We start from the raw sequence: 17,668 nt of genomic DNA on the forward strand, positions 1-17,668 counted from the left end.
ATCACCGTTGTCGTCGCACGCCTTTGTACAGTCCCGGGGTCTTCCCTCAGACTCGCGCAGGAGAGTTCCGTGGCAACCAACGCAGCAACCGTCAGCACCGTGTACGGCTACCCCCGCCAAGGCCCCGACCGCGAACTGAAGCGGGCGGTCGAGGGCTACTGGGCCGGCAGGACCGACGCAGCCGCTCTGCACTCCACCGCCGCCGGTCTGCGGCGGGACGCCTGGCGGCAACTGGCCGACGCCGGGGTCCAGGAAGTCCCCACTGGCGACTTCTCGCTCTACGACCATGTCCTGGACACCAGCGTCATGGTCGGCGCGATCCCCGACCGCCACCGCGCGGCCGTGGCCGCGGACCCGCTGGCCGGCTACTTCGCCATGGCGCGCGGCACCCAGGACGTCGCACCGCTGGAGATGACCAAGTGGTTCGACACCAACTACCACTACCTCGTACCCGAACTGGGTCCTGACACGGTCTTCACCGCGAACCCGGCCAAGCCCGTCGGGGAGCTGCGCGAAGCGCTCGCCCTGGGCCACACAGCCCGCCCCGTGCTGGTCGGCCCGCTCACCTACCTGCTGCTGGCCAAGCCCGCTCCAGGCGTGGCCGCCGACTTCCAGCCGATCACCCTGCTCGACCGGCTGCTCCCGGTCTACGCCGGGATCCTCGCGGACCTGCGCGCCGCCGGTGCCACCTGGGTCCAACTGGACGAACCCGCCCTGGTCCAGGACCGCACCCCGGCCGAGCTGAACGCCGCCACCCGGATCTACCGCGAACTGGGCAACCTCACCGACCGGCCGAAGATCCTCGTCGCGACCTACTTCGACCGCGCCGGGGAGGCGCTGCCGGTCTTGGCCAAGGCCCCGATCGAGGGTCTGGGCCTGGACTTCACCGGCCCGGCGGCGAAAGCGAACCTCGCCGGTCTGGCCGCGGTCGGCGGACTGCCGGGCAAGCGCCTGATCGCCGGTGTGGTGGACGGCCGCAACGTGTGGATCAACAACCTCGAACAGTCGCTGACCACCCTGGCGACCCTGCTGGGCTTGGCCGAGCGGGTCGATGTCGCGCCGTCGTGCTCGCTGCTGCACGTCCCGCTGGACGCCGCCGTCGAGCGTGAGCTCGACCCGCAGGTCGCCCGCTGGCTGGCATTCGCCCGGCAGAAGACTGGGGAGACCAGTCTGCTCGCCCGCGGCCTGCGCGAGGGCGTCCACGCGGTGGCCGCCGAACTGGCCGCAAACCGCGCGGACCTCCTCTCCCGTACGGGATCCGACCCCGCGGTGCGCGCGCGTGCCGCCGCCGTCACCGACCAGGACACCCGTCGCGCCCAGCCCTACCCGGAACGCGCTCCGGCCCAGCGCACCCGGCTGAACCTCCCCCTCCTGCCGACCACCACCATCGGCTCGTTCCCGCAGACCACCGAACTGCGGTCCGCCCGCGCGGAGTTGCGCAACGGACACATCGACATGACGACGTACCGGAAGCGGATGGAGGCGGAGGTCCGTGCGGTCATCGCCTTCCAGGAGAAGACCGGCCTGGACGTCCTGGTGCACGGTGAGCCCGAACGCAACGACATGGTGCAGTACTTCGCTGAGCAACTGGGCGGCTACCTGGCGACGCGGCACGGCTGGGTGCAGTCGTACGGCACGCGCTACGTCCGCCCGCCGGTGCTCGCGGGTGACATCTCGCGGCCTGCGCCGATGACGGTCGACTGGTTCCTCTTCGCGCAGGGGCTGACGGACCGTCCCGTCAAGGGCATGCTCACCGGGCCGGTCACCATGCTCGCGTGGTCGTTCGTGCGCGACGACCAGCCGCTGGCTGAGACCGCCCGCCAGGTCGCGCTGGCGCTGCGCGACGAGGTCGCCGATCTGGAGACGGCGGGTGCCGCTGTCATCCAGGTGGACGAGCCGGCGCTGCGTGAGACGCTACCGCTGCGCGCGGCCGACCGTCCGGCTTACCTGGAATGGGCAACTGAGGCGTTCCGGCTGAGCACGTCGGGTGTCCGTGCGGACACGCAGATCCACACGCACATGTGCTACGCCGAGTTCGGTGAAATCCTGTCCGCGATCGACGAGTTGGACGCGGACGTGATCAGCTTGGAAGCGGCCCGCTCGCATATGGAGGTCGCGTACGAACTGTCCGGATCGGGCTACCCGCGCGAGGTCGGACCGGGCGTGTACGACATCCACTCGCCGCGGGTCCCCAGCGTCAGCGAGTCGGTGTCGCTGCTGCGCGCGGGTCTGGTCGCGATCCCCGCCGAACGCCTCTGGGTGAACCCGGACTGCGGGCTGAAGACCAGGGGCTGGGCGGAGACCCGCAGCTCGCTGGAGCACCTGGTTGAGGCGGCGCGGCAGGTCCGGGCGGAACTGGCCTGACGTTGTTGATCATGGGGATCCCGCAGAACAATACGCCCGTCCCGGGCGTCGAAATCACCGGATCCCCATGATCAATTCGGCCCTGCGGTCACTGCGTGCAGGAACCCGGTGAGCAACGCCGTCGTCTCCTCGGGCCGCTCCAGACTGGGCAGATGCCCGGCCCAGGGGAGCTCGAAGTGCTGGGCGTCGGCCAGGAGGTCCGACAGCAGCGCCGCGATCTGCCGGAAATCCGGCAGATCGTGCGCCCCGGAGACCGCGACAACAGGAACTGCGATCGCAGTCAGGTCCACATCGGCTTCGAGCCGGGCGAAGTCCTCAAGAGCGGCCAGTTGCACGTCGAACGCGTGCCGCTGCATCCGCCGCACTGCGCCCCGGGTCGGCGCATCGGCGTCTGGACCTGACCAGGTGTCAACGTTGAGTTCCACCGCCCCGGCGATATCGCCGGATTCGATCAGCGCCTCCTCGCGCGCGCTGAACGCTGTCAGCGCATCGGTCGGCGCGTGACCAGGCATGTCGGCGCACAACAGGGCCAGTGCGCGCACCCGGTCGGGCCAACGGGCCGCCACCTCAAGGGCGATCGCGCCGCCGTACGAGGAACCGACAAGCGCAGCCTGCCCGATACCCAGTGCGTCGAGGAGATCCAGGACATCCTCCGCATCGCTGTACGGGCGATCCGCGACCGGGGTCGCCCCGAACCCGCGGAAATCGCAGCGCACTACGCCGTAACCAGCGGCGAGCAGCGCGTGCCACTGTGGCTCCCACATCCGGCGGTCACACACTGAGGAGTGGAGCAGGACCACTGTGGGACCGTTCCCAGCCGCATCATGAGAAAGCGTCATACCGGGGACTCTAACCCGCGGACTTCGCTGCCGGATTGTTCAACGGGTTCGTCCTATAAGCACCCCCAACCGGGCACTTGAGACCGAACTCGGGCCGACGCGGAGGTTGTGTGACCCCATCATGCCTGTTCAGATCCGTCGCCGGTAGGACGCAGGGCACCCTTCTCAAACCTTGAAGCGACTACCCCCAGGGCCGCACACGTCTGCCGGCAGGCGGACCTGCGGCGGCACCCGAACCGGCCGGCTGTGCTCTACAAAATCCTGAAGACGTATCGCGAGGCACTTGTGCTGCTTGACCGCAAGGAGGAAGCCGTCGCGGTGCAGCAGGAGATGCTCGCGTTGGCGCGCACTGTGCGGGGAATCGACCGCACCGTCTGAGGGCGGGCGCTCCGCTCTCAATTTCCGGGAGCGGAGGGCCACGTATATCCGTGCCGCGGGTCCTGTTTTCCCGTGCCGCCGTACAGCGAAGTCCGGTCCTACAGTCGCTTCGGTCTGCTCAGTCCAGGGTTCTGGTCTGCTCAGTCCAGGGTTCCGGTCTCCTCAGTCCAGGGTTCCGGTCTCCTCATCTACACGCTCTACAGTGTCGCCGAGCACCGGACGCTCCACACCGGCATCGACATGGGAATCTTCGAGCAGGCCGTACGGGCCTACTCCACGGGGGAACTCCCCCACTCCCGGTTGAAAGCGCAGGCTGCGCTCTTTGCGTACTCGGCGGGGTCACCACCGGAATCTTGGCCTGCTGGCTGCTCGTCTGGGTTGTCATTCCGGCGTTGAGTTTCTCCGGCGAATACATCTACTGGTCAGCCGGCTTCCCGGCGCAGCAGCACGACCCCGCCGCCCCGGTCCACCTCCCGGAAGCCCGCGGTCTCCAGCCCCTCGATCCAGTAGTCGGCCCACGCTTCCTTGCCGTCCCAGTTGTCGACGATCGCCCAGCCGGGGCCCGACAGCGTTTCGGGCGTGCGGGTGACCTGGGTGCGTGCGGTCAGTTGCGGGGCGAGGCGTTCGGTGGCGCTCACCTTTGCTCCGTCGGGGATGCGGTTGAGCAGGGCCTGTGCGGTGTTGATGTTCTGGTTCACCCGCCAGATGGGCCGGTGCAGCAGGTCCATCAGCGGGAAGTCCCGGCTCAGCGTGACAGACACGGCGAGCGGGATGATCACCGCTTTGGCGGCGTACCTGCGCAGGAGGTCGCGCTTCGAGACCTTGAGGCGCGGCAGCGCGTCGGCGAACGCGGCGAAGACAATGGGCATCAGGACCGCGCTGTAGTGGAACGACGTACCCCAGTAGTACTGGTTGCTGGAGCTGAGCCGCCACAGCAGCGTAGGCACGGCCATCAGGACAAGCGGTGACCGCAGGGCGATGAACCCGGTAGGGAGCAGCAGGGTGAACAGCGTCATCCACTTCTGCCCGGGGAAGAACAGTTCGCGCGGCAGCCCGATCAGCCTGTCGACAAAAGGCACCGACGCCAGGCTCTGGCCGGTTTGGGCGTTGCCCGACCGTGTGGTGCCGTCGAAGTTTCCCCAGAACGCATATGTATTGTCGGCGTTCATCGCCGGGATGAGGACAAAGACGGTGAGAAGGAATGCGCTGAACCCGGTGAGGACGGCGGCGAGTGCGAGGGGTCGCTGTTCGCGCATGTACAGGAACACCGCGGCAGCGGCCAGTGTCAGTCCCAGGTCCTCTTTGACGAAGACGAGTGGCAGTAGCCAGAGGAACCCTGTGGTGTAACGGTTTTTCAGGAGCTGTTCCAGGCCGAAGGCCAGCATCGGCACCGCGAAACACACCTCGTGGAACTCGAAGGAGGCCGCGCTCTGGATGCCCCAGCCGAGCCCGTAGGCGACACCGAAGGCCGTGCCGCCGAGATGGCCCATGACCCGGCGGCCGATCCGGGTCATCGGCACGACGGACAGTGCGAGCAGGAACGCCTGGGCGACCAGTAGCGTCCCCGCGCCGGGGAAGACCCGGTACAGCGGGGCGAGCAGGGCCAGGACCGGGCTGAAGTGCTCACCCAGGACGTTGAAGCCCGGACCGCGGATGTCCGACACTGGGGCCTGGAAGTGCGCATAACCGCGCACCACCTGTTCGAACAGGCCGAGGTCGTACGCGTGGGTCTCCATGCGGCGGTGCCTCAGCAGCGCGTACACCGCGTAGACCGAGAAGAAGGCGCTGGCCAGCACCCACGGCGGGATGGGGAACCGGCCGGCCGGCCGGTCATCGTCCCCGGCAGTTTCGCTGCCTCCGGTCCACTGGACCGGGACGTGTTCATGGATGAGTGTTTGGGAGCTAGACATTGACCAATATCATGCTCTATCCGACCTGACCGCTTGCGTAGCGTGTGGCATCCGACACGAATCCGGAATGCGCCCTCGACCAGATCCGGCGACCGCGTCGACCACTTTCCGAGCGCCGCGCCGGCACCGGCGGCCACGCCGCTGCCCGGCGCGGCGCTCGCGGGCGGGGCCCGACGCTGCGCAGCTTCGCCCCCGACGGGCTGGAGAAAAGTTCCACCCCGCGCCGGGCCGTGCGGTCAGGTACGTGACGTCTTGCTGGTTTCGGGCGCTGTCACCCGTACACGACGACGGTCACCGTCGCCGCTTCGGAACGGGACCTATTGCCCGCGACGTCTCTGATCTCGTACCTGATCACGAGCCCGTCGGAGTCTCCGACCTCCCGGATCACGCTTTCGGGAACCACGATCGTGAGGGGCTCGACCGCCTTGTTCTCCTTTGGTGTCACGGTGTGGGTTACGGACCGCCCACCCCAGGACAGCACGATGGTGTCCTCAGCCTTCATGTCCGGGTAGTGGGCGATGCTGACCGGGGTCCCCTTCGTCAGATCCGCAGGATCAAGCCACCCGTCTGTTACCTCGACAACAGTGGGTGCGGGAAGCTGCTCAGTCATGGTCATCTCCACTCGTGTGGTGCTGGACCAGCAGATACCAACACCAGGGCCACTATGCCCAATGCCGGAGTTGGGCGGGGCTGAAGCGTCGAACTCCCCCACAGTGCCCGGGTGGTGCGGCACACCGTCGGTCATCTCGATGTCGGCTTTGATCCAGGTCTGCTCATCCACCCGGACCAGGAGTCCGGCCTGGTCGTAGAGCTCATCGAACAAGGCACTGCAAGGTGCGGCTTGTCCAGGGAAGGCGCCGCTTGTCCAGGGAAGGCGCTGCGGATGCAGCAGAGATGTCTGTTTTCGCACAGCAGCTTCAATATCGCTCAGTGTAGTAATCGCAGGTCGCAGGCGTTCACGTTGCCGTCCAGCTCAGGGGCCGTGCCAGTCGTCGCGCATTCGGCGCAAGAACCCCGGGAAGCGGCCCGTGCGTTTCCGCGGCACCGCACCGCGAAAACCCCGAACCCCACAACCACCCCCAGGCCCCGTCCGCGATAATGGGCAGCATGACCGTCCAGTCCGGGCTCCCGGCGCGCTTCGCGCACATCAGCGATCGGCTGCCCGCGTCCCTGGACGCCCTGCACGGCCCCGGTTCCGGGACGGTCGATCTGCCAGTCGACGTCTGCTGGTCAGGTCTGCGGTCCTTCGACCTCGGCGACGACCGGCAGCGGATCATGTTGTACGTCCAGGTCCTCACCGAAGGCCAGCGCGCGGATCTGGAGCGTCTCCTCAACCCCACGCTGCTCGTGGAGCTGTGGCCCGGCATCCGCCGCATGCTCGGGCGGCACATCCGGCAGGCCTGGGAGTCGCAGTTCCCGATGCCGCTGCCCGCGGTCACCCGGTGAGTCTGCACGACCTGCCGCCCGACCACGCCCAGGTCCTCGACGACGGGCAGCCGGTCTTCGCCAGGCACGCGCTGGTCCTCGCCGGCGGCTACGCGTTCCGCGCGCACGAGGTCCTCACCCGGCCTTCGCAGGATCTCGACTTCGCCACCAGCGCCGCAGCTCCGCTGGCGACGGTCGCCGACGACGTCGCGGCGCACTACACGATGCTCGGCTACGGCGTGCGGCTCCTGGAGTCCTCGCCCCGTTCGGCGCGGCTGGTGCTCACCCTCCCCGGTGGCGGTGGCGAACTGGAACTCGACCTGTTGAAGGAAGCACTGATCCCGGGCTACCTGACGGTAACCACTGCGGCGGGAAAATCCGTAAAAGCTCTTGCGTTCGAAGACGCCGTCGGTCTGAAGGTGCGCGCGCTACACGATCGGTCGACGCCCAGGGACGCGGTGGATTTGTACGCCCTGCGGGACCGGTATTCCTTCATCGAGCTGGAGGATCTGGGCCGCCGTCACGAACCGGACTTCGACCCTCGCGAAGTCCTCGACCACCTCGAGTTCGTGTCGTTCTTCCCCGACGAGTCCTACGCCGTGTACGGGCTGTCCGAGGACGACATCGCGGGCCTGCACCAGTGGTCGACGCGCTGGTCCGACGACCTGGCCGAGCGTTTGGCTGAGGAGTCGGACGCCGACGACTGGTGACAGCCGCCGGGTCGCTGCCCGGTCAGGCCCGCGAGCTGCGGCGTATGACTGAGGTGCGGATGCGTGACTCGTCCGTCCACACCCCGCCCGCAGTCACGGTCATCGAGCGGAACCGGCCGGGAGTCTCCGCAATCCAGAAGCCTTCCGTCACCAGCACGGGAGTCACCGCACACCCCCTGCCGTAGGACCGGAACACGACCACGATCCCGGTCGGCTCCACCCCCACCGGCACCAGCCCCCAGGCGACGGACCAGCTCGGGCCGCGCAGAGTGCCGCACAGCAGCGTCGGGCCGAGGTCGCCTCCGGCGACGGCCACGTCGAGCAGTTGCCCGCCCACGTGGACTTCATAGGCGACCCGGTCCAGGGTGGCCCGGCCAACTCTGACCCGGCAGCCAGCGAGCGGCGACTCGTAATCCTCGTCCGGAGTCATGGCGTCAGTCACGGCCTCGAAGTCGGAGTCGGCCTCGGCCTCGGCCTCGAAGTCGGAGTCGGAGTCGGAGTCGGCAACGGCGGCACCGGGAAGAGACAGGGCAGCGTGATTCATGAGCGACTCCCGAGACGCGGATCAGTGGGCTGAACTCAATCCTCGTCAGTCACGCCGCTGCGGACATCGCCCGTGTGGCCCAACTCCGCGCCTCGCCCATCTAGGGGATAACCCTTATAGATCTCCGGGAATGATCAAGCCTGACTCGTAGGCACAGATCACCGCGTGCACCCGGTCCCGCAGCCCAAGCTTGGACAGCACGTTGCTCACGTGGGTCTTGACCGTATGCTCGCTGACCACCAGCGACCCGGCGATCTCCGCGTTGGACATGCCCTGGGCGAGGCACCTCAGTGTCTCCAACTCCCGTACGGTCAAAGCCGCGAGGCGTCCGCCGACGGGCACCGGGTGCGGGTCGGCACGGGGCAGCCGCCGGGTGTAGTCGGCGACCAGACGCCGCGTCACCGACGGTGCGAGCAGCGCGTCGCCGCGCGCGACCACCCGCACCGCGTGGACGAGGTCGTCACGCCGGACGTCCTTGAGCAGGAACCCGCTCGCCCCCGCATAAAGCGCGTCGTAGACGTACTCGTCGACGTCGAAAGTCGTCAGCATGACGATCCGGCAGCCGCTCCCCCCTGCGGTCACGAGCCGCGCCGCTTCGATGCCGTCCATGCGCGGCATGCGGATGTCCAGCAGGAGCACATCCGGCTTGTGGACCCGCACCGCCTCGACGGCCTCCAGGCCGTCCCCGGCCTCCACCACAACCTCGATGTCCGGCTGCGCGTCCAGGATCATGGCGAAGCCGCTCCGCACCAACTCCTGATCGTCGGCGACCGCCACCCGGATCACCATGCCGTCACATTCCGGGACACAGCGTCAAAAGGCAGTCGTACGGTGACCTCGAAGCCGGGCTCATCCGTCCGCGGCCCGGCCGTCATCGTTCCCCCGCAGGCCGTCGCGCGTTCGCGGATTCCGACCAGCCCGTAGCCGGGTGCGGCGGGCTGCACCCGCCCGGACCCACCCCCGTCGTCGACGACCCGAACCACCAACTCCTCGTCACCCCAAGCGAGTTCCACCGACGCCGCCCGCGCACCCGCGTGCTTCACCGTGTTCGTCAGCGCCTCCTGCACGATCCGGTAAGCCGCGATCTCCGCGTCGGACGGCAACAACTGCGAAACCCCGCGCACCGCGTACGCCACCGGCAACCCCGCCAGCGAAACCCGCACCACCAGTTCCTCGATACTCGCCACCGTGGGCTGCGGCTCCCGCGCGACCACACCGCGGTCCTCCTTCAAAGTCCCGAGGATCCGCCGCAGTTGGACCATCGCGTCCCGCCCTGCCTCGGCGATCGCGTCGAACACCGCCTCGGCCCGGTCCGGATCGCTGCGCACCACCACAGGGCCGGCCTCGGCCTGCACGGTCATCAGGCTGACCGCGTGCGCGAGGATGTCGTGCATGTCGCGCGCGATGCGGGCCCTTTCCCGTACGGCTGCCCGTTGGATCTCCGCGGCCGTCCGGCTCGTCTCCAGGGCCCGCTCGCGCACCAGGCGGAGGGCCAGTTCCTCCATGTCGGCGATGCGCTGCTGGCGGTTGCGGGCGACCGTCCCGAACGCGGCCACGGCTGCCAGCGAGATCGCGTCGAACGCGGCCTGTTGCGGAGTCTGGTGCTTGGCGTAGTCCACGCTGATCGTGATCGGCAGGAAGGACAGCGTCAGCCAGACCCGTTGCCAGCGCGCCCCCAGGAAGAACAGCGTGTAGAAGGCGATCGCCAGCCCGAACTGGAACGGCTACCCGGGCCGGTGCCACAACGACGCGGGTATGGAGAACACCGTGATCGCGAGCGTCACGGCGAGTGGAAAGCGCCGCCGCCAGACCAGCGGGACCGCAGTGCCGGTGAGCAGGACAAAGCCGATCCACGTGATGTTCGGCTGCCAGACGATGAACGGGATCGACACAAGCACCTGGACGAACCCGGCGACGATGCCGTCGACGAGGTACGGCGAAGCGTGCCGGGGCCAGTCCACGATCCGTTGTGTCGCATCGCCTGCGGCTTTGTACACACGCGAATAGGCGGCTATGAGGGCGGATGGAACAAGCATGACGAGAAACCCCCAACACGCGGAATCACGTCAGTATGCCAACCGGCCGGGGCTCCTGACCTCGCCCGCACGGGGGATCTCGACAGTCCCTCCAGCGAGCGGGGCACTCAGTCCCTCCAGCGAGCGGGGCACTCAGTCCCTCCACCGGGCGTGGTCCTCAGGTCAGAATCGTGTGCAACCGGATCGTCGTCCCGTCCCGCACACTGGACCGGATCTGGACCAGGTCGCACAACTGGTGCACCAGCCACATCCCCCGCCCGCCGACCTGGTCCAGCGTCGGCCGTACGCGACCCACCATCGGGTCCGCGATATATCCCTGGTCACGGAGCTCGCAGATGAACACCGAGTCCTGCACCCAGGTGCGCAGCGTGCCACGCCCGCCGCCGTGCTTCACACTGTTGGCCGCGACCTCGGTGACGGCCACCAGGAGTTCCCGGAGGCGTGGGCCGACGATCCCGTGTCCGGTCGCGCACCGGGTCACCTTGGCCCGGACCGCCGCGATCTGGCCTGATCTATAAGCCAGTTCCTCGTACGGATCACACCGCGAGGTCAAATCATCGAAGACGAAGGGTTCCTCCGCATATCCGGCGTTCGGTCCGTGGGTCCCGTCGGCGAATCTCAGCGGATGGCATCCCCTGGCGGCGGTGAGCACCGCCGGGTCGACCGTTGCCGTGTCGTACGGGCAAAGCAGCCACCAGGCGGGCGAGTTCGCGAACGCCTGGTTGAGCAGCCAATCGTGATAGCGCAACTCGGCGGTCTCCACCGCGTTGCGACCGCTCCACTGCGATTCACCGATTCCGCGTACGGGCTGACCCGTGCCGGCGCGTTTGGTGATCCAGTCCTGCCAGGCGGGGATCAGCCGACCGGGGTAGCGGTCGATCGCGCTGGTGTCCAGGAACACGACGCCGGCCGCCGCGTCACTATCGGAAAGTCCCGCGAGTCCGGCACGGAGCATCCGCGCCTTGGGTTCGGCGACCGCCACCAGCACCACTTCGCCGCCCGCCAGCGCGTCATCGATGAAGGACAGAACGCCGGTCCGGAATTGAGCGTCGCCGTCGTACGCGTAGAGCTCGTGCCGGAAACCGGCCCCCTCCTCTGCGGCGACTACGGTGCGATCGTTCATCAGGTCAGCTCCACGGCAGTCTGCGTGACGGCGTAGCCGGGCAGGTCCGAGCAGCAGTGGACCATATCCGGGCATCGGTCAATCGCTGCCCAGTTGCCATGGATGCACACTGATCCCCGGGCACCGGAAGGATTGCCGGTGTGGCCGGCTGCCTCCGGACAAACCAACCGGCCGGCAAATGTCGTTTCAACCGGTCGGCTTCGTATCAATCCGTCAGCTTCGTATCAACCGGTCGGCTTCGTATCAACCGGTCGGCTTCGTATCAATCCGTCAGCTTCGTATCAACCGGTCGGCTTCGTATCAATCCGTCAGCTTCGTATCAACCGGTCGGCTTCGTATCAACCCGTCAGCTTCGTAACAACCCGTCAGCTTCGTAACAACCCGTCAGCTTCGTAACAACCCGTCAGCTTCGTAACAGCCGTCCTGCGTCCACGTGGTCCACCAGCAGCTCGGCCACCAGAACACCGGGGCCCTCTTCGGCCACCGGATCGAGCAGCGAGGCCCCGGACAGGACGGCCAGTGCGGCCGAACGCCCGCCGATCGCCCCTTCCAGTTCGTCGTACATGACTGCGAGCCGGTGCGCGGCGGCCCGACACAGTTCGGCGAAGGCGTCGTTTTCGTCTTCGAAGAAGGACACTTCCAGCTGCCCCTGCTCCTTGCGGAAGGTAGTCGGGTCCCACAGGTCGGTGTTCTCGCACATGAATTCAAAGCGTTCGGTCGCATCCACCCGGGTCGCCTGCTTCGCCTTCGAGACGGCGTAGCCGGGCGTACCGCCCGCCGCCAGGGGCAGGGGTGTCTCCGCGAGTCTCCGGGCGATATCCGCCCGGCTCGCGCTGAACGGATCCGCCTCGAGCAGCGCGTAGAACACGATCCGGGTGAGCGCGCTGATGCTGATCCGCTGGACGCCGCTGAACGACTTGATCTCCCAGGCCGGGTCGTCCACGGCCTTCTGGGTGAGTTCCTCAAAACTGCTGACCGCGAAGACGGTCATGTTGCTGAGCGGCGAGTGGGGGTGCTTCTGCGCCCAGGAGGCCCCCGTCTTCACCCGCCTGCCAGCAGACGTTGTAGAGCTCGCCGATGAGCCGCACCTGTGCGGCTTTCTCCGCTGCGTCCCGCAGTCGTGGTCGGTGGTTCCCCGGGACTTCGGGCAGGCCGTTCATGGTGAGCCGGTCGGTGAAGTAGCGCAGCGTTTCGTCCACCACAAGGCTGGTGAGGAGGTCGAGGAGCTCGGTCCGCCGCTGTTCGTCCATCTGCCCGATGTCGAGTCGCGCGGTCAGATGCCGGTCCAGGTGCGCGGCGGCGTCCGCGAAGCTCGCTCCGAACGGGACGTAGTGCATCGCCCTGATCGGGTAGTAGCCGTTGGTCAGTACGGCGTCCTTGACGCTGCCGAAGTCACCGTTGCCGACCGCCAGCGCCTGGTCGAAAGTGGCGGGTTTCGAGCTGAACGCCGCCAGGTCGCTGTCGGGGTGGATGCTGATCAGGTCGGCGTGGTAGACGTCGGCAACCGCGTCACTGCTGCCGCCGACACCCGGGTGCAGCACCTCCGACCAGAGCCGGACGGGGCCGAGGGGCGCGGTCTCCGGGGGCGTACCGCAGGAGTGCCAGCGCCGTCGCTTCGATCCGTACGCTGGCCGGCGGCACCGGTTCGCCCGGTTTCAGGACGACTTCTTCGAGGATCGGTGTGCGCGTACGGGTGTCTTCCCCGGGTCGGCCCGAGGTGAGGTCCTCGGTCATGGCCACCTACTGTGCGGATTCAGTTACTGATCCGGCAACGTACCGGTCGCGATCGAATTTTTCTCACGTATGAGAAATGTTCGGTCACTCTGCGGTCTTGGCGGCAAGTTGGAGGCGTAGCGACGGACATGATTTTCTATACGGCACCTGCTTCAGGAAGCCGGGACCCACGCTGCCGGCGCGATGACTTGAGTGGGGAGTGACGCTGTGACGTCACTCCCCACTCAAGATCAAACCAGTCGGCCGGTCAGCTGAACCGCACGGACCGGGCGATCGCGTCGAGATCGGTCAGGTACGGATTGGTATCCGCGGGCTGGGCCACCGTGAAGGTGTAGACACGCCGGTCGCCGTCGGTGATGACCGTGCCGCGCATGAGCATCTTCGGGTCGGCCGGGTTCTTCGGTTCCACGCGGATGGCCGTCGTCCAGGCCGCGCGGCCGTCCACCTTCACCGCGGCGTCGCCCACGACGACGTCCGTGCCCTCGGCCGGGTAGAAGAACTCAGCGAACTGCTTGACCAGTTGCTCGGTGGCACCCTTCAGGTCGGTCTGCTGCGCGGCGAACAGCTTGGCGTCCAGGAGGCCGACGGTGTACATCGCCGTCGGCGCGTTCTTCGGAGCCCCCGGTTTCTTCTCCACGCCGGCGACTGAGGTGAAGAAGCCGAGCAGTTTGTCCTGGTCCTGGGCGCTCCAGCCGACGGGCAGGTCGTAGGCGACCTTGGCCTTGGCGTCGGTGACGGTGGAGGCCTTGACTGGCGGGAGCACCGTAGACGTCACCGAAGGGGTCACCGAAGGGGTCACCGAAGGGGTCACCGCGGGCGGAGCTGACGCCGCGGGGGAAGCCTTGTCCTGCGCGGACCCTCCGCACGACGTGGCCAGGACCGCTGCGACGACGGCACCGAACACCGCGACAGAGGTACGTCGGAACTGGCGGCGGGCGGGCACGGTACGACGCATGACAGGTCACTCCAAGGGGCCGACGGTGGATCGCCTGCCAACAGTAACCGGGCCTGGAGGATCCGCTGGCGCCGCCGACGGCTACCGCACCGGCGAGGCTGCGGCACCACCCCGCCGGTGATGATGGAGTGACAATTGCCGGATTCCGACTTCTGACACCCCTTGATCAAAATAGGTTTTGCTATGACCGGCGCGGCGGCGATTCAGGACGCCAACCGGCCCATCCGTACGGGTGGACTTCCCTGGATGGTCGACCACCGCACCGTACGCCCCCTATCGTCGCCACCATGACGGGCGAACCATCGGACGAAGCCGACCGCAGACTCTGGCTGGAGAAGCAGGCCGCCGCACAGGACGGTCTGCTCACGGTCGCCGACCAGAAACAGGCAGGCATCACCCCCAGCCTGCGCAGCCGCCGACTGCGGAGCGGCACATGGCAGCGCCTGGCCCCGACGGTGGTCCTGCCGTCGTCCGGCGCGCCGACGCGGCGTCAACTGGTGCGTGCCGCACTGCTGCACGCCGGTCCTGCGGCGATGCTGACGGGGCTGACAGCGCTGGAGTTCGCCGGGCTGCAGTACACCCCGCGCAGCCCTGACGTGCATCTCCTGGTGCCCAGGGAGCGCAACAATCAGGGCTTGCCCGGGGTGGTGTGGGAGCGGACCGCCCGGCTGCCGCAGGCGTGGCAGCACGATGGGTTTCCCCTGGCCCCGTACGCCCGATCGGTCGTGGACGCCTGCCGTCGGCTGTCCCAGGAGGACAAGGTGCGGGCGACCGTCGTAGAAGCCGTGCAGCGCGGTCGCTGCCCGGTCGAGGAACTCGTCGCCGAAGTCCGCGCCGGGCCACGCGGCGGCCGGGCGCTGGTGAACCTCGTCCTTGACGAGCTGGGCGCGGGTATCCGGTCGCTGCCGGCGGCGGACTTCCGCCGGCTGGTCCTGGCCTCCGGGCTGCCCGAACCGCTGTGGAACGTCGACCTCTTCACCACGGGCGATGTGTTCCTGTGCCGCACCGACGCACTGTGGGCCCGGGAGGGTGTGGTCGTGGAGTTCGACAAGGTCGGCCCGGACCGGGAGGACGCCGCCGACCAGGCGCAGCGGATGCAGGTGGCCGGGCTTGTGGTGGTCCCGGTGACGCCGGTACAGATCCGCACGCGGGGGTCCGAGGTAGTCGATACGGTGCGGCAGATCCTCCAGCAGTACGCGAACCGTCCGTCGCTGGGCCTGACCTACCGCAGGAACCAATAATGGAAGGGTGTGTTGTGTCGGATTCCGACACCCAACACCCCCCGATCACGCGTGAACGCGCTACAACGAACCCGCTACACCAGGTGCACTACACCGGCTGCACTACACCGGCTGTGCGGCTTCAAGTTCGTCGATGCCGCCGGACATGACGGTGCGCAGGTTCCGGGTGAGGTGCTCGGTCGGCCAGTCCCACCAGGCCACGGCCAGGAGCCGGGCGACGTCCGGTGCGGTGAAGCGGGTGCGGATGAGTTTGGCCGGATTGCCACCCACGATGCCGTAGTCCGGCACATCGTCGGTGACCACCGCGCCGGAGGCGATGATCGCGCCGTGCCCGATCCGGACCCCCGGCATCACCATCGCCTGGTAGCCGAACCACACATCATTGCCGACGACCGTGTCACCACGGCCCGGCAGACCAGTGATGAGGTCGAAGTCCGCCGCCCACGAGCCACCCATGATGGGGAACGGGAACGTCGACGGGCCGTCCATGCGGTGGTTGGCGCCGTTCATGATGAAGCGCACCCCTTCGCCCAGCGCGCAGAACTTCCCGATGACCAGTTTCTCCGGCCCATAGTGGTAGAGCACGTTGCGGGTCTCGAACGCGGCCGGGTCGTCCGGATCGTCGTAGTAGGTGAACTCCCCCACCTCGATCAGCGGAGATTTCACCAGCGGCGTGAGCAACACCACCCGCGGCTGCTCCGGCATCGGGTGGAGCACCGTGGGGTCAGGGGGAAGGGGACTCACGGCGGCACCACTCCAGAAGGTCGTTCAGAACACTTGCGCAAAAACTGCCCGGTTCAGCTCAACCCTACTCAAGCATGTTCGACCCTTCTCAAGCCTGCTCGAGTCACCACAAGCCTGCTCGAGTCACCACAATCCTGCTCGAGTCACCACAATCCTGCTCGAGTCACCACAATCCTGCTCACGACCTGAAACTCCACCGCGTCTGACTGAACTGCCCCTTGCCGAAGCCGAAGGCCGTGACAGGAGCTGCGCATCGTCGTCCACCCGTACGGCATCGCCTTCGACGACCAGGTCGAGGCCCGCACCGGGGGTGTTGCAGCCAGTCGTCAGGACGCAGTGCGGATTCCGTACGAGATTCTCAGCTTTTCGCTCCTGGGGCCCGGTGGAGAAGTAGCGCACGTCCGCCAGGAGAACCGACAGCAGCGGGGTGACGTGCGGACGGCCGTCGGGCCGGACCGTCGTCAGCCAGAACACCTCGGATGCGCGCAGTAGTTCGCGTGCCACGGCCCAGTCCGTCGCCGGCACGTCAGGCATGCTGTAGCGGGCGTCGAGCTCGGATACCGGATGTTTCATGTGCTGCCTCCCAGAGTCGAGGTCCGGGGGGCAGCGTCTCAAAATCAAGGAACGGCCGTACGGAGTACAGGAAATCGCGTTGTCGAACTCGTGGGCCCGGATGCCGGCCTGGAAACACGATGCGGCATCGAGCTTCGTCATCAGCTCGGCGACGCGCCGACGGTAAGCGCGAAGTGACATGCCGAGCTGGCGCGCTGACGTCTCGTCAGTGTGCCCGGCGCTGAGCAACCCCAGGATCCCGTGGGTTGAAAAGCTCAAGCGCATCGCCGACCGGCACGCCGCCACGCCGGTCCAGGTCACACTGGCGTGGATCCTGGCGGTGTCACCAACTGTGCTGGCGATTCCCAGCACTTCCTCGGTGGCGCACCTGGAGGAGAACGTGGCGGCGGCCGGGCTGCGACTCAACGCTGAGGATCTCGCGGAACTGGAGGCCGTCGGCCAACAGTGACCTTGCGATGCGGCTCCGTACGCCGCAGGGACCGGGTGCACCTTGGCACCCTGCGGCGTTGCCCGCGGTACGGGCCGCGGAGGCCACTGCCGCAATCAGGGGTGCCCCCTGGCCGGTCACCGCCCTTGGGGCGGCCGTCGAAAACCCGGCCAGCGGGGAATGCCCTGCTGAGATGCGCTGCGGGGACGGCGCTGTCACCGCACCGGAGACCGGTGGTTCAGCGGCGCCGGATGAACATGACGACAAGCACAACAATGATGATCAGGACGACCGTACCGATACCTATGTACATCAGTTTCCCTCTTCTCTGTGGCGAGTTCGAGCCGACACCGGAAGTGCCGACCCGTTACCGCGTCCTGCGTAAAGACTGCCCATTCCCTCGTCGCTAAACGTAGGTCGTCGTTCGTGGCTGGAGAGCGTGGCGCTCACAGTCACGGCATCGCCGCTGGCCTGGTGAACGTGCAGCAGGGACTCGCCCCTGAGTGGGTGGGATCAGCCACAAATTTCCTGAAGCGCTGGCCTGTCGAAGTCCGTTGGTTGGGCCACGCTCCGGGGCGACTTGACCGTTGTGTGCGGGCGGCCCCAGCGGTGCCTCCCGCGCACAACGGTCAAGTCGCCGCCGGAGCCGCTGCGCGGTGCGGCGG

20 protein-coding genes are annotated in these 17,668 nt (G+C 67.6%); 6 read left to right on the forward strand and 14 right to left on the reverse strand.

Going from position 1 to position 17,668, the window contains the following annotated elements; translation table 11 throughout:
- The first annotated feature begins 69 nt into the window (after nucleotides 1–69).
- Nucleotides 70–2,364, forward strand: coding sequence for a 5-methyltetrahydropteroyltriglutamate--homocysteine S-methyltransferase (gene metE / locus AC0Z36_RS04000; RefSeq protein WP_485461249.1), 2,295 nt, complete (start codon nucleotides 70–72; stop codon nucleotides 2,362–2,364).
- A 71-nt stretch (nucleotides 2,365–2,435) separates the two neighbouring features.
- On the opposite strand, the gene AC0Z36_RS04005 is transcribed toward metE, so the two are convergent.
- On the reverse strand, nucleotides 2,436–3,203 hold the full coding sequence (locus AC0Z36_RS04005) for an alpha/beta fold hydrolase (RefSeq protein WP_485461250.1): 768 nt from the start codon (nucleotides 3,201–3,203) through the stop codon (nucleotides 2,436–2,438).
- A 246-nt stretch (nucleotides 3,204–3,449) separates the two neighbouring features.
- On the opposite strand from AC0Z36_RS04005, the gene AC0Z36_RS04010 reads away from it, so the two are divergent.
- A complete protein-coding gene (locus tag AC0Z36_RS04010; protein ID WP_485461251.1) occupies nucleotides 3,450–3,581 on the forward strand; it encodes a hypothetical protein in 132 nt (43 codons plus the stop codon).
- A 422-nt stretch (nucleotides 3,582–4,003) separates the two neighbouring features.
- On the opposite strand, the gene AC0Z36_RS04015 is transcribed toward AC0Z36_RS04010, so the two are convergent.
- The gene (locus AC0Z36_RS04015) at nucleotides 4,004–5,491 is read right to left on the reverse strand and encodes a DUF2079 domain-containing protein (protein ID WP_485461252.1); all 1,488 of its coding nucleotides are present in this window, start codon (nucleotides 5,489–5,491) and stop codon (nucleotides 4,004–4,006) included.
- A 271-nt stretch (nucleotides 5,492–5,762) separates the two neighbouring features.
- Entirely contained in the window at nucleotides 5,763–6,314 is a 552-nt protein-coding gene (locus AC0Z36_RS04020) for a DUF1349 domain-containing protein (RefSeq protein WP_485461253.1), read from the reverse strand.
- Between the two features lie 284 nt (nucleotides 6,315–6,598).
- Between AC0Z36_RS04020 and AC0Z36_RS04025 the strand changes: the two genes are divergently transcribed.
- Both AC0Z36_RS04025 and AC0Z36_RS04030 read left to right on the forward strand, forming a co-directional pair.
- Nucleotides 6,599–6,937 carry a hypothetical protein gene (locus AC0Z36_RS04025; RefSeq protein ID WP_485461254.1) on the forward strand — a complete coding sequence of 113 codons (339 nt, stop codon included), beginning with the start codon at nucleotides 6,599–6,601 and terminating at the stop codon, nucleotides 6,935–6,937.
- Complete coding sequence (locus AC0Z36_RS04030) at nucleotides 6,934–7,626, forward strand: nucleotidyl transferase AbiEii/AbiGii toxin family protein (RefSeq protein ID WP_485461255.1); 693 nt, start codon at nucleotides 6,934–6,936, stop codon at nucleotides 7,624–7,626. The genes AC0Z36_RS04025 and AC0Z36_RS04030 overlap by 4 nt, the downstream gene beginning before the upstream one ends.
- Nucleotides 7,627–7,648: 22 nt before the next feature.
- On the opposite strand, the gene AC0Z36_RS04035 is transcribed toward AC0Z36_RS04030, so the two are convergent.
- The 9 genes from AC0Z36_RS04035 to AC0Z36_RS04075 all read right to left on the reverse strand — a co-directional run bounded on the left by AC0Z36_RS04035 (nucleotide 7,649) and on the right by AC0Z36_RS04075 (nucleotide 14,018).
- Complete coding sequence (locus AC0Z36_RS04035; protein ID WP_485461256.1) at nucleotides 7,649–8,170, reverse strand: hypothetical protein; 522 nt, start codon at nucleotides 8,168–8,170, stop codon at nucleotides 7,649–7,651.
- Between the two features lie 114 nt (nucleotides 8,171–8,284).
- Entirely contained in the window at nucleotides 8,285–8,959 is a 675-nt protein-coding gene (locus AC0Z36_RS04040) for a response regulator (protein ID WP_485461257.1), read from the reverse strand.
- The gene (locus AC0Z36_RS04045) at nucleotides 8,953–9,789 is read right to left on the reverse strand and encodes a sensor histidine kinase (RefSeq protein ID WP_485461258.1); all 837 of its coding nucleotides are present in this window, start codon (nucleotides 9,787–9,789) and stop codon (nucleotides 8,953–8,955) included. Before AC0Z36_RS04045 ends, AC0Z36_RS04040 begins: the two co-directional genes overlap by 7 nt.
- 105 nt (nucleotides 9,790–9,894) lie before the next feature.
- Complete coding sequence (locus AC0Z36_RS04050; protein WP_485461259.1) at nucleotides 9,895–10,206, reverse strand: DUF7134 domain-containing protein; 312 nt, start codon at nucleotides 10,204–10,206, stop codon at nucleotides 9,895–9,897.
- A gap of 157 nt (nucleotides 10,207–10,363) precedes the next feature.
- Complete coding sequence (locus AC0Z36_RS04055; RefSeq protein ID WP_485461260.1) at nucleotides 10,364–11,329, reverse strand: anti-sigma factor RsbA family regulatory protein; 966 nt, start codon at nucleotides 11,327–11,329, stop codon at nucleotides 10,364–10,366.
- Between the two features lie 403 nt (nucleotides 11,330–11,732).
- Nucleotides 11,733–12,320: a hypothetical protein gene (locus AC0Z36_RS04060; RefSeq protein WP_485461261.1), complete on the reverse strand. Its 588-nt coding sequence runs from the start codon at nucleotides 12,318–12,320 to the stop codon at nucleotides 11,733–11,735.
- Nucleotides 12,292–12,870, reverse strand: coding sequence for a hypothetical protein (locus AC0Z36_RS04065; RefSeq protein ID WP_485461262.1), 579 nt, complete (start codon nucleotides 12,868–12,870; stop codon nucleotides 12,292–12,294). Before AC0Z36_RS04065 ends, AC0Z36_RS04060 begins: the two co-directional genes overlap by 29 nt.
- Nucleotides 12,839–13,063, reverse strand: a complete 225-nt coding sequence (locus tag AC0Z36_RS04070) for a hypothetical protein (RefSeq protein WP_485461263.1) — start codon at nucleotides 13,061–13,063, stop codon at nucleotides 12,839–12,841. Before AC0Z36_RS04070 ends, AC0Z36_RS04065 begins: the two co-directional genes overlap by 32 nt.
- 247 nt (nucleotides 13,064–13,310) lie before the next feature.
- Nucleotides 13,311–14,018 carry an APA family fibronectin-binding glycoprotein gene (locus AC0Z36_RS04075; protein ID WP_485461264.1) on the reverse strand — a complete coding sequence of 236 codons (708 nt, stop codon included), beginning with the start codon at nucleotides 14,016–14,018 and terminating at the stop codon, nucleotides 13,311–13,313.
- Between the two features lie 287 nt (nucleotides 14,019–14,305).
- Between AC0Z36_RS04075 and AC0Z36_RS04080 the strand changes: the two genes are divergently transcribed.
- Complete coding sequence (locus tag AC0Z36_RS04080) at nucleotides 14,306–15,259, forward strand: hypothetical protein (protein ID WP_485461265.1); 954 nt, start codon at nucleotides 14,306–14,308, stop codon at nucleotides 15,257–15,259.
- Nucleotides 15,260–15,361: 102 nt separating this feature from the next.
- Here AC0Z36_RS04080 and AC0Z36_RS04085 read toward each other — a convergent pair whose 3' ends face one another.
- Nucleotides 15,362–15,964 (reverse strand): CatB-related O-acetyltransferase, encoded by a 603-nt coding sequence (locus tag AC0Z36_RS04085; protein ID WP_485461326.1) that lies wholly within the window; start codon nucleotides 15,962–15,964, stop codon nucleotides 15,362–15,364.
- A gap of 162 nt (nucleotides 15,965–16,126) precedes the next feature.
- Nucleotides 16,127–16,576 (reverse strand): pyridoxamine 5'-phosphate oxidase family protein, encoded by a 450-nt coding sequence (locus AC0Z36_RS04090; RefSeq protein WP_485461266.1) that lies wholly within the window; start codon nucleotides 16,574–16,576, stop codon nucleotides 16,127–16,129.
- A gap of 178 nt (nucleotides 16,577–16,754) precedes the next feature.
- Here AC0Z36_RS04090 and AC0Z36_RS04095 point away from each other — a divergent pair, with 178 nt between their 5' ends.
- Nucleotides 16,755–17,024 (forward strand): aldo/keto reductase, encoded by a 270-nt coding sequence (locus tag AC0Z36_RS04095; RefSeq protein WP_485461267.1) that lies wholly within the window; start codon nucleotides 16,755–16,757, stop codon nucleotides 17,022–17,024.
- Nucleotides 17,025–17,668 lie beyond the last annotated feature (644 nt).

Source organism: Kitasatospora sp. UYEF31, assembly GCF_057291755.1.

Excerpts from the sequence above, each read along its gene's own strand:
- AC0Z36_RS04075 (WP_485461264.1), bottom strand. The coding sequence starts at position 14,018 with ATGCGTCGTACCGTGCCCGCCCGCCGCCAGTTCCGACGTACCTCTGTC.
- AC0Z36_RS04070 (WP_485461263.1), bottom strand. The coding sequence starts at position 13,063 with ATGACCGAGGACCTCACCTCGGGCCGACCCGGGGAAGACACCCGTACG.
- AC0Z36_RS04085 (WP_485461326.1), bottom strand. The coding sequence starts at position 15,964 with ATGCCGGAGCAGCCGCGGGTGGTGTTGCTCACGCCGCTGGTGAAATCT.
- AC0Z36_RS04015 (WP_485461252.1), bottom strand. The coding sequence starts at position 5,491 with ATGTCTAGCTCCCAAACACTCATCCATGAACACGTCCCGGTCCAGTGG.
- AC0Z36_RS04035 (WP_485461256.1), bottom strand. The coding sequence starts at position 8,170 with ATGAATCACGCTGCCCTGTCTCTTCCCGGTGCCGCCGTTGCCGACTCC.
- AC0Z36_RS04040 (WP_485461257.1), bottom strand. The coding sequence starts at position 8,959 with ATGGTGATCCGGGTGGCGGTCGCCGACGATCAGGAGTTGGTGCGGAGC.
- AC0Z36_RS04050 (WP_485461259.1), bottom strand. The coding sequence starts at position 10,206 with ATGCTTGTTCCATCCGCCCTCATAGCCGCCTATTCGCGTGTGTACAAA.
- AC0Z36_RS04095 (WP_485461267.1), top strand. The coding sequence starts at position 16,755 with ATGCCGAGCTGGCGCGCTGACGTCTCGTCAGTGTGCCCGGCGCTGAGC.
- AC0Z36_RS04025 (WP_485461254.1), top strand. The coding sequence starts at position 6,599 with ATGACCGTCCAGTCCGGGCTCCCGGCGCGCTTCGCGCACATCAGCGAT.
- AC0Z36_RS04090 (WP_485461266.1), bottom strand. The coding sequence starts at position 16,576 with ATGAAACATCCGGTATCCGAGCTCGACGCCCGCTACAGCATGCCTGAC.
- AC0Z36_RS04005 (WP_485461250.1), bottom strand. The coding sequence starts at position 3,203 with ATGACGCTTTCTCATGATGCGGCTGGGAACGGTCCCACAGTGGTCCTG.
- AC0Z36_RS04060 (WP_485461261.1), bottom strand. The coding sequence starts at position 12,320 with ATGACCGTCTTCGCGGTCAGCAGTTTTGAGGAACTCACCCAGAAGGCC.
- AC0Z36_RS04080 (WP_485461265.1), top strand. The coding sequence starts at position 14,306 with ATGACGGGCGAACCATCGGACGAAGCCGACCGCAGACTCTGGCTGGAG.
- AC0Z36_RS04055 (WP_485461260.1), bottom strand. The coding sequence starts at position 11,329 with ATGAACGATCGCACCGTAGTCGCCGCAGAGGAGGGGGCCGGTTTCCGG.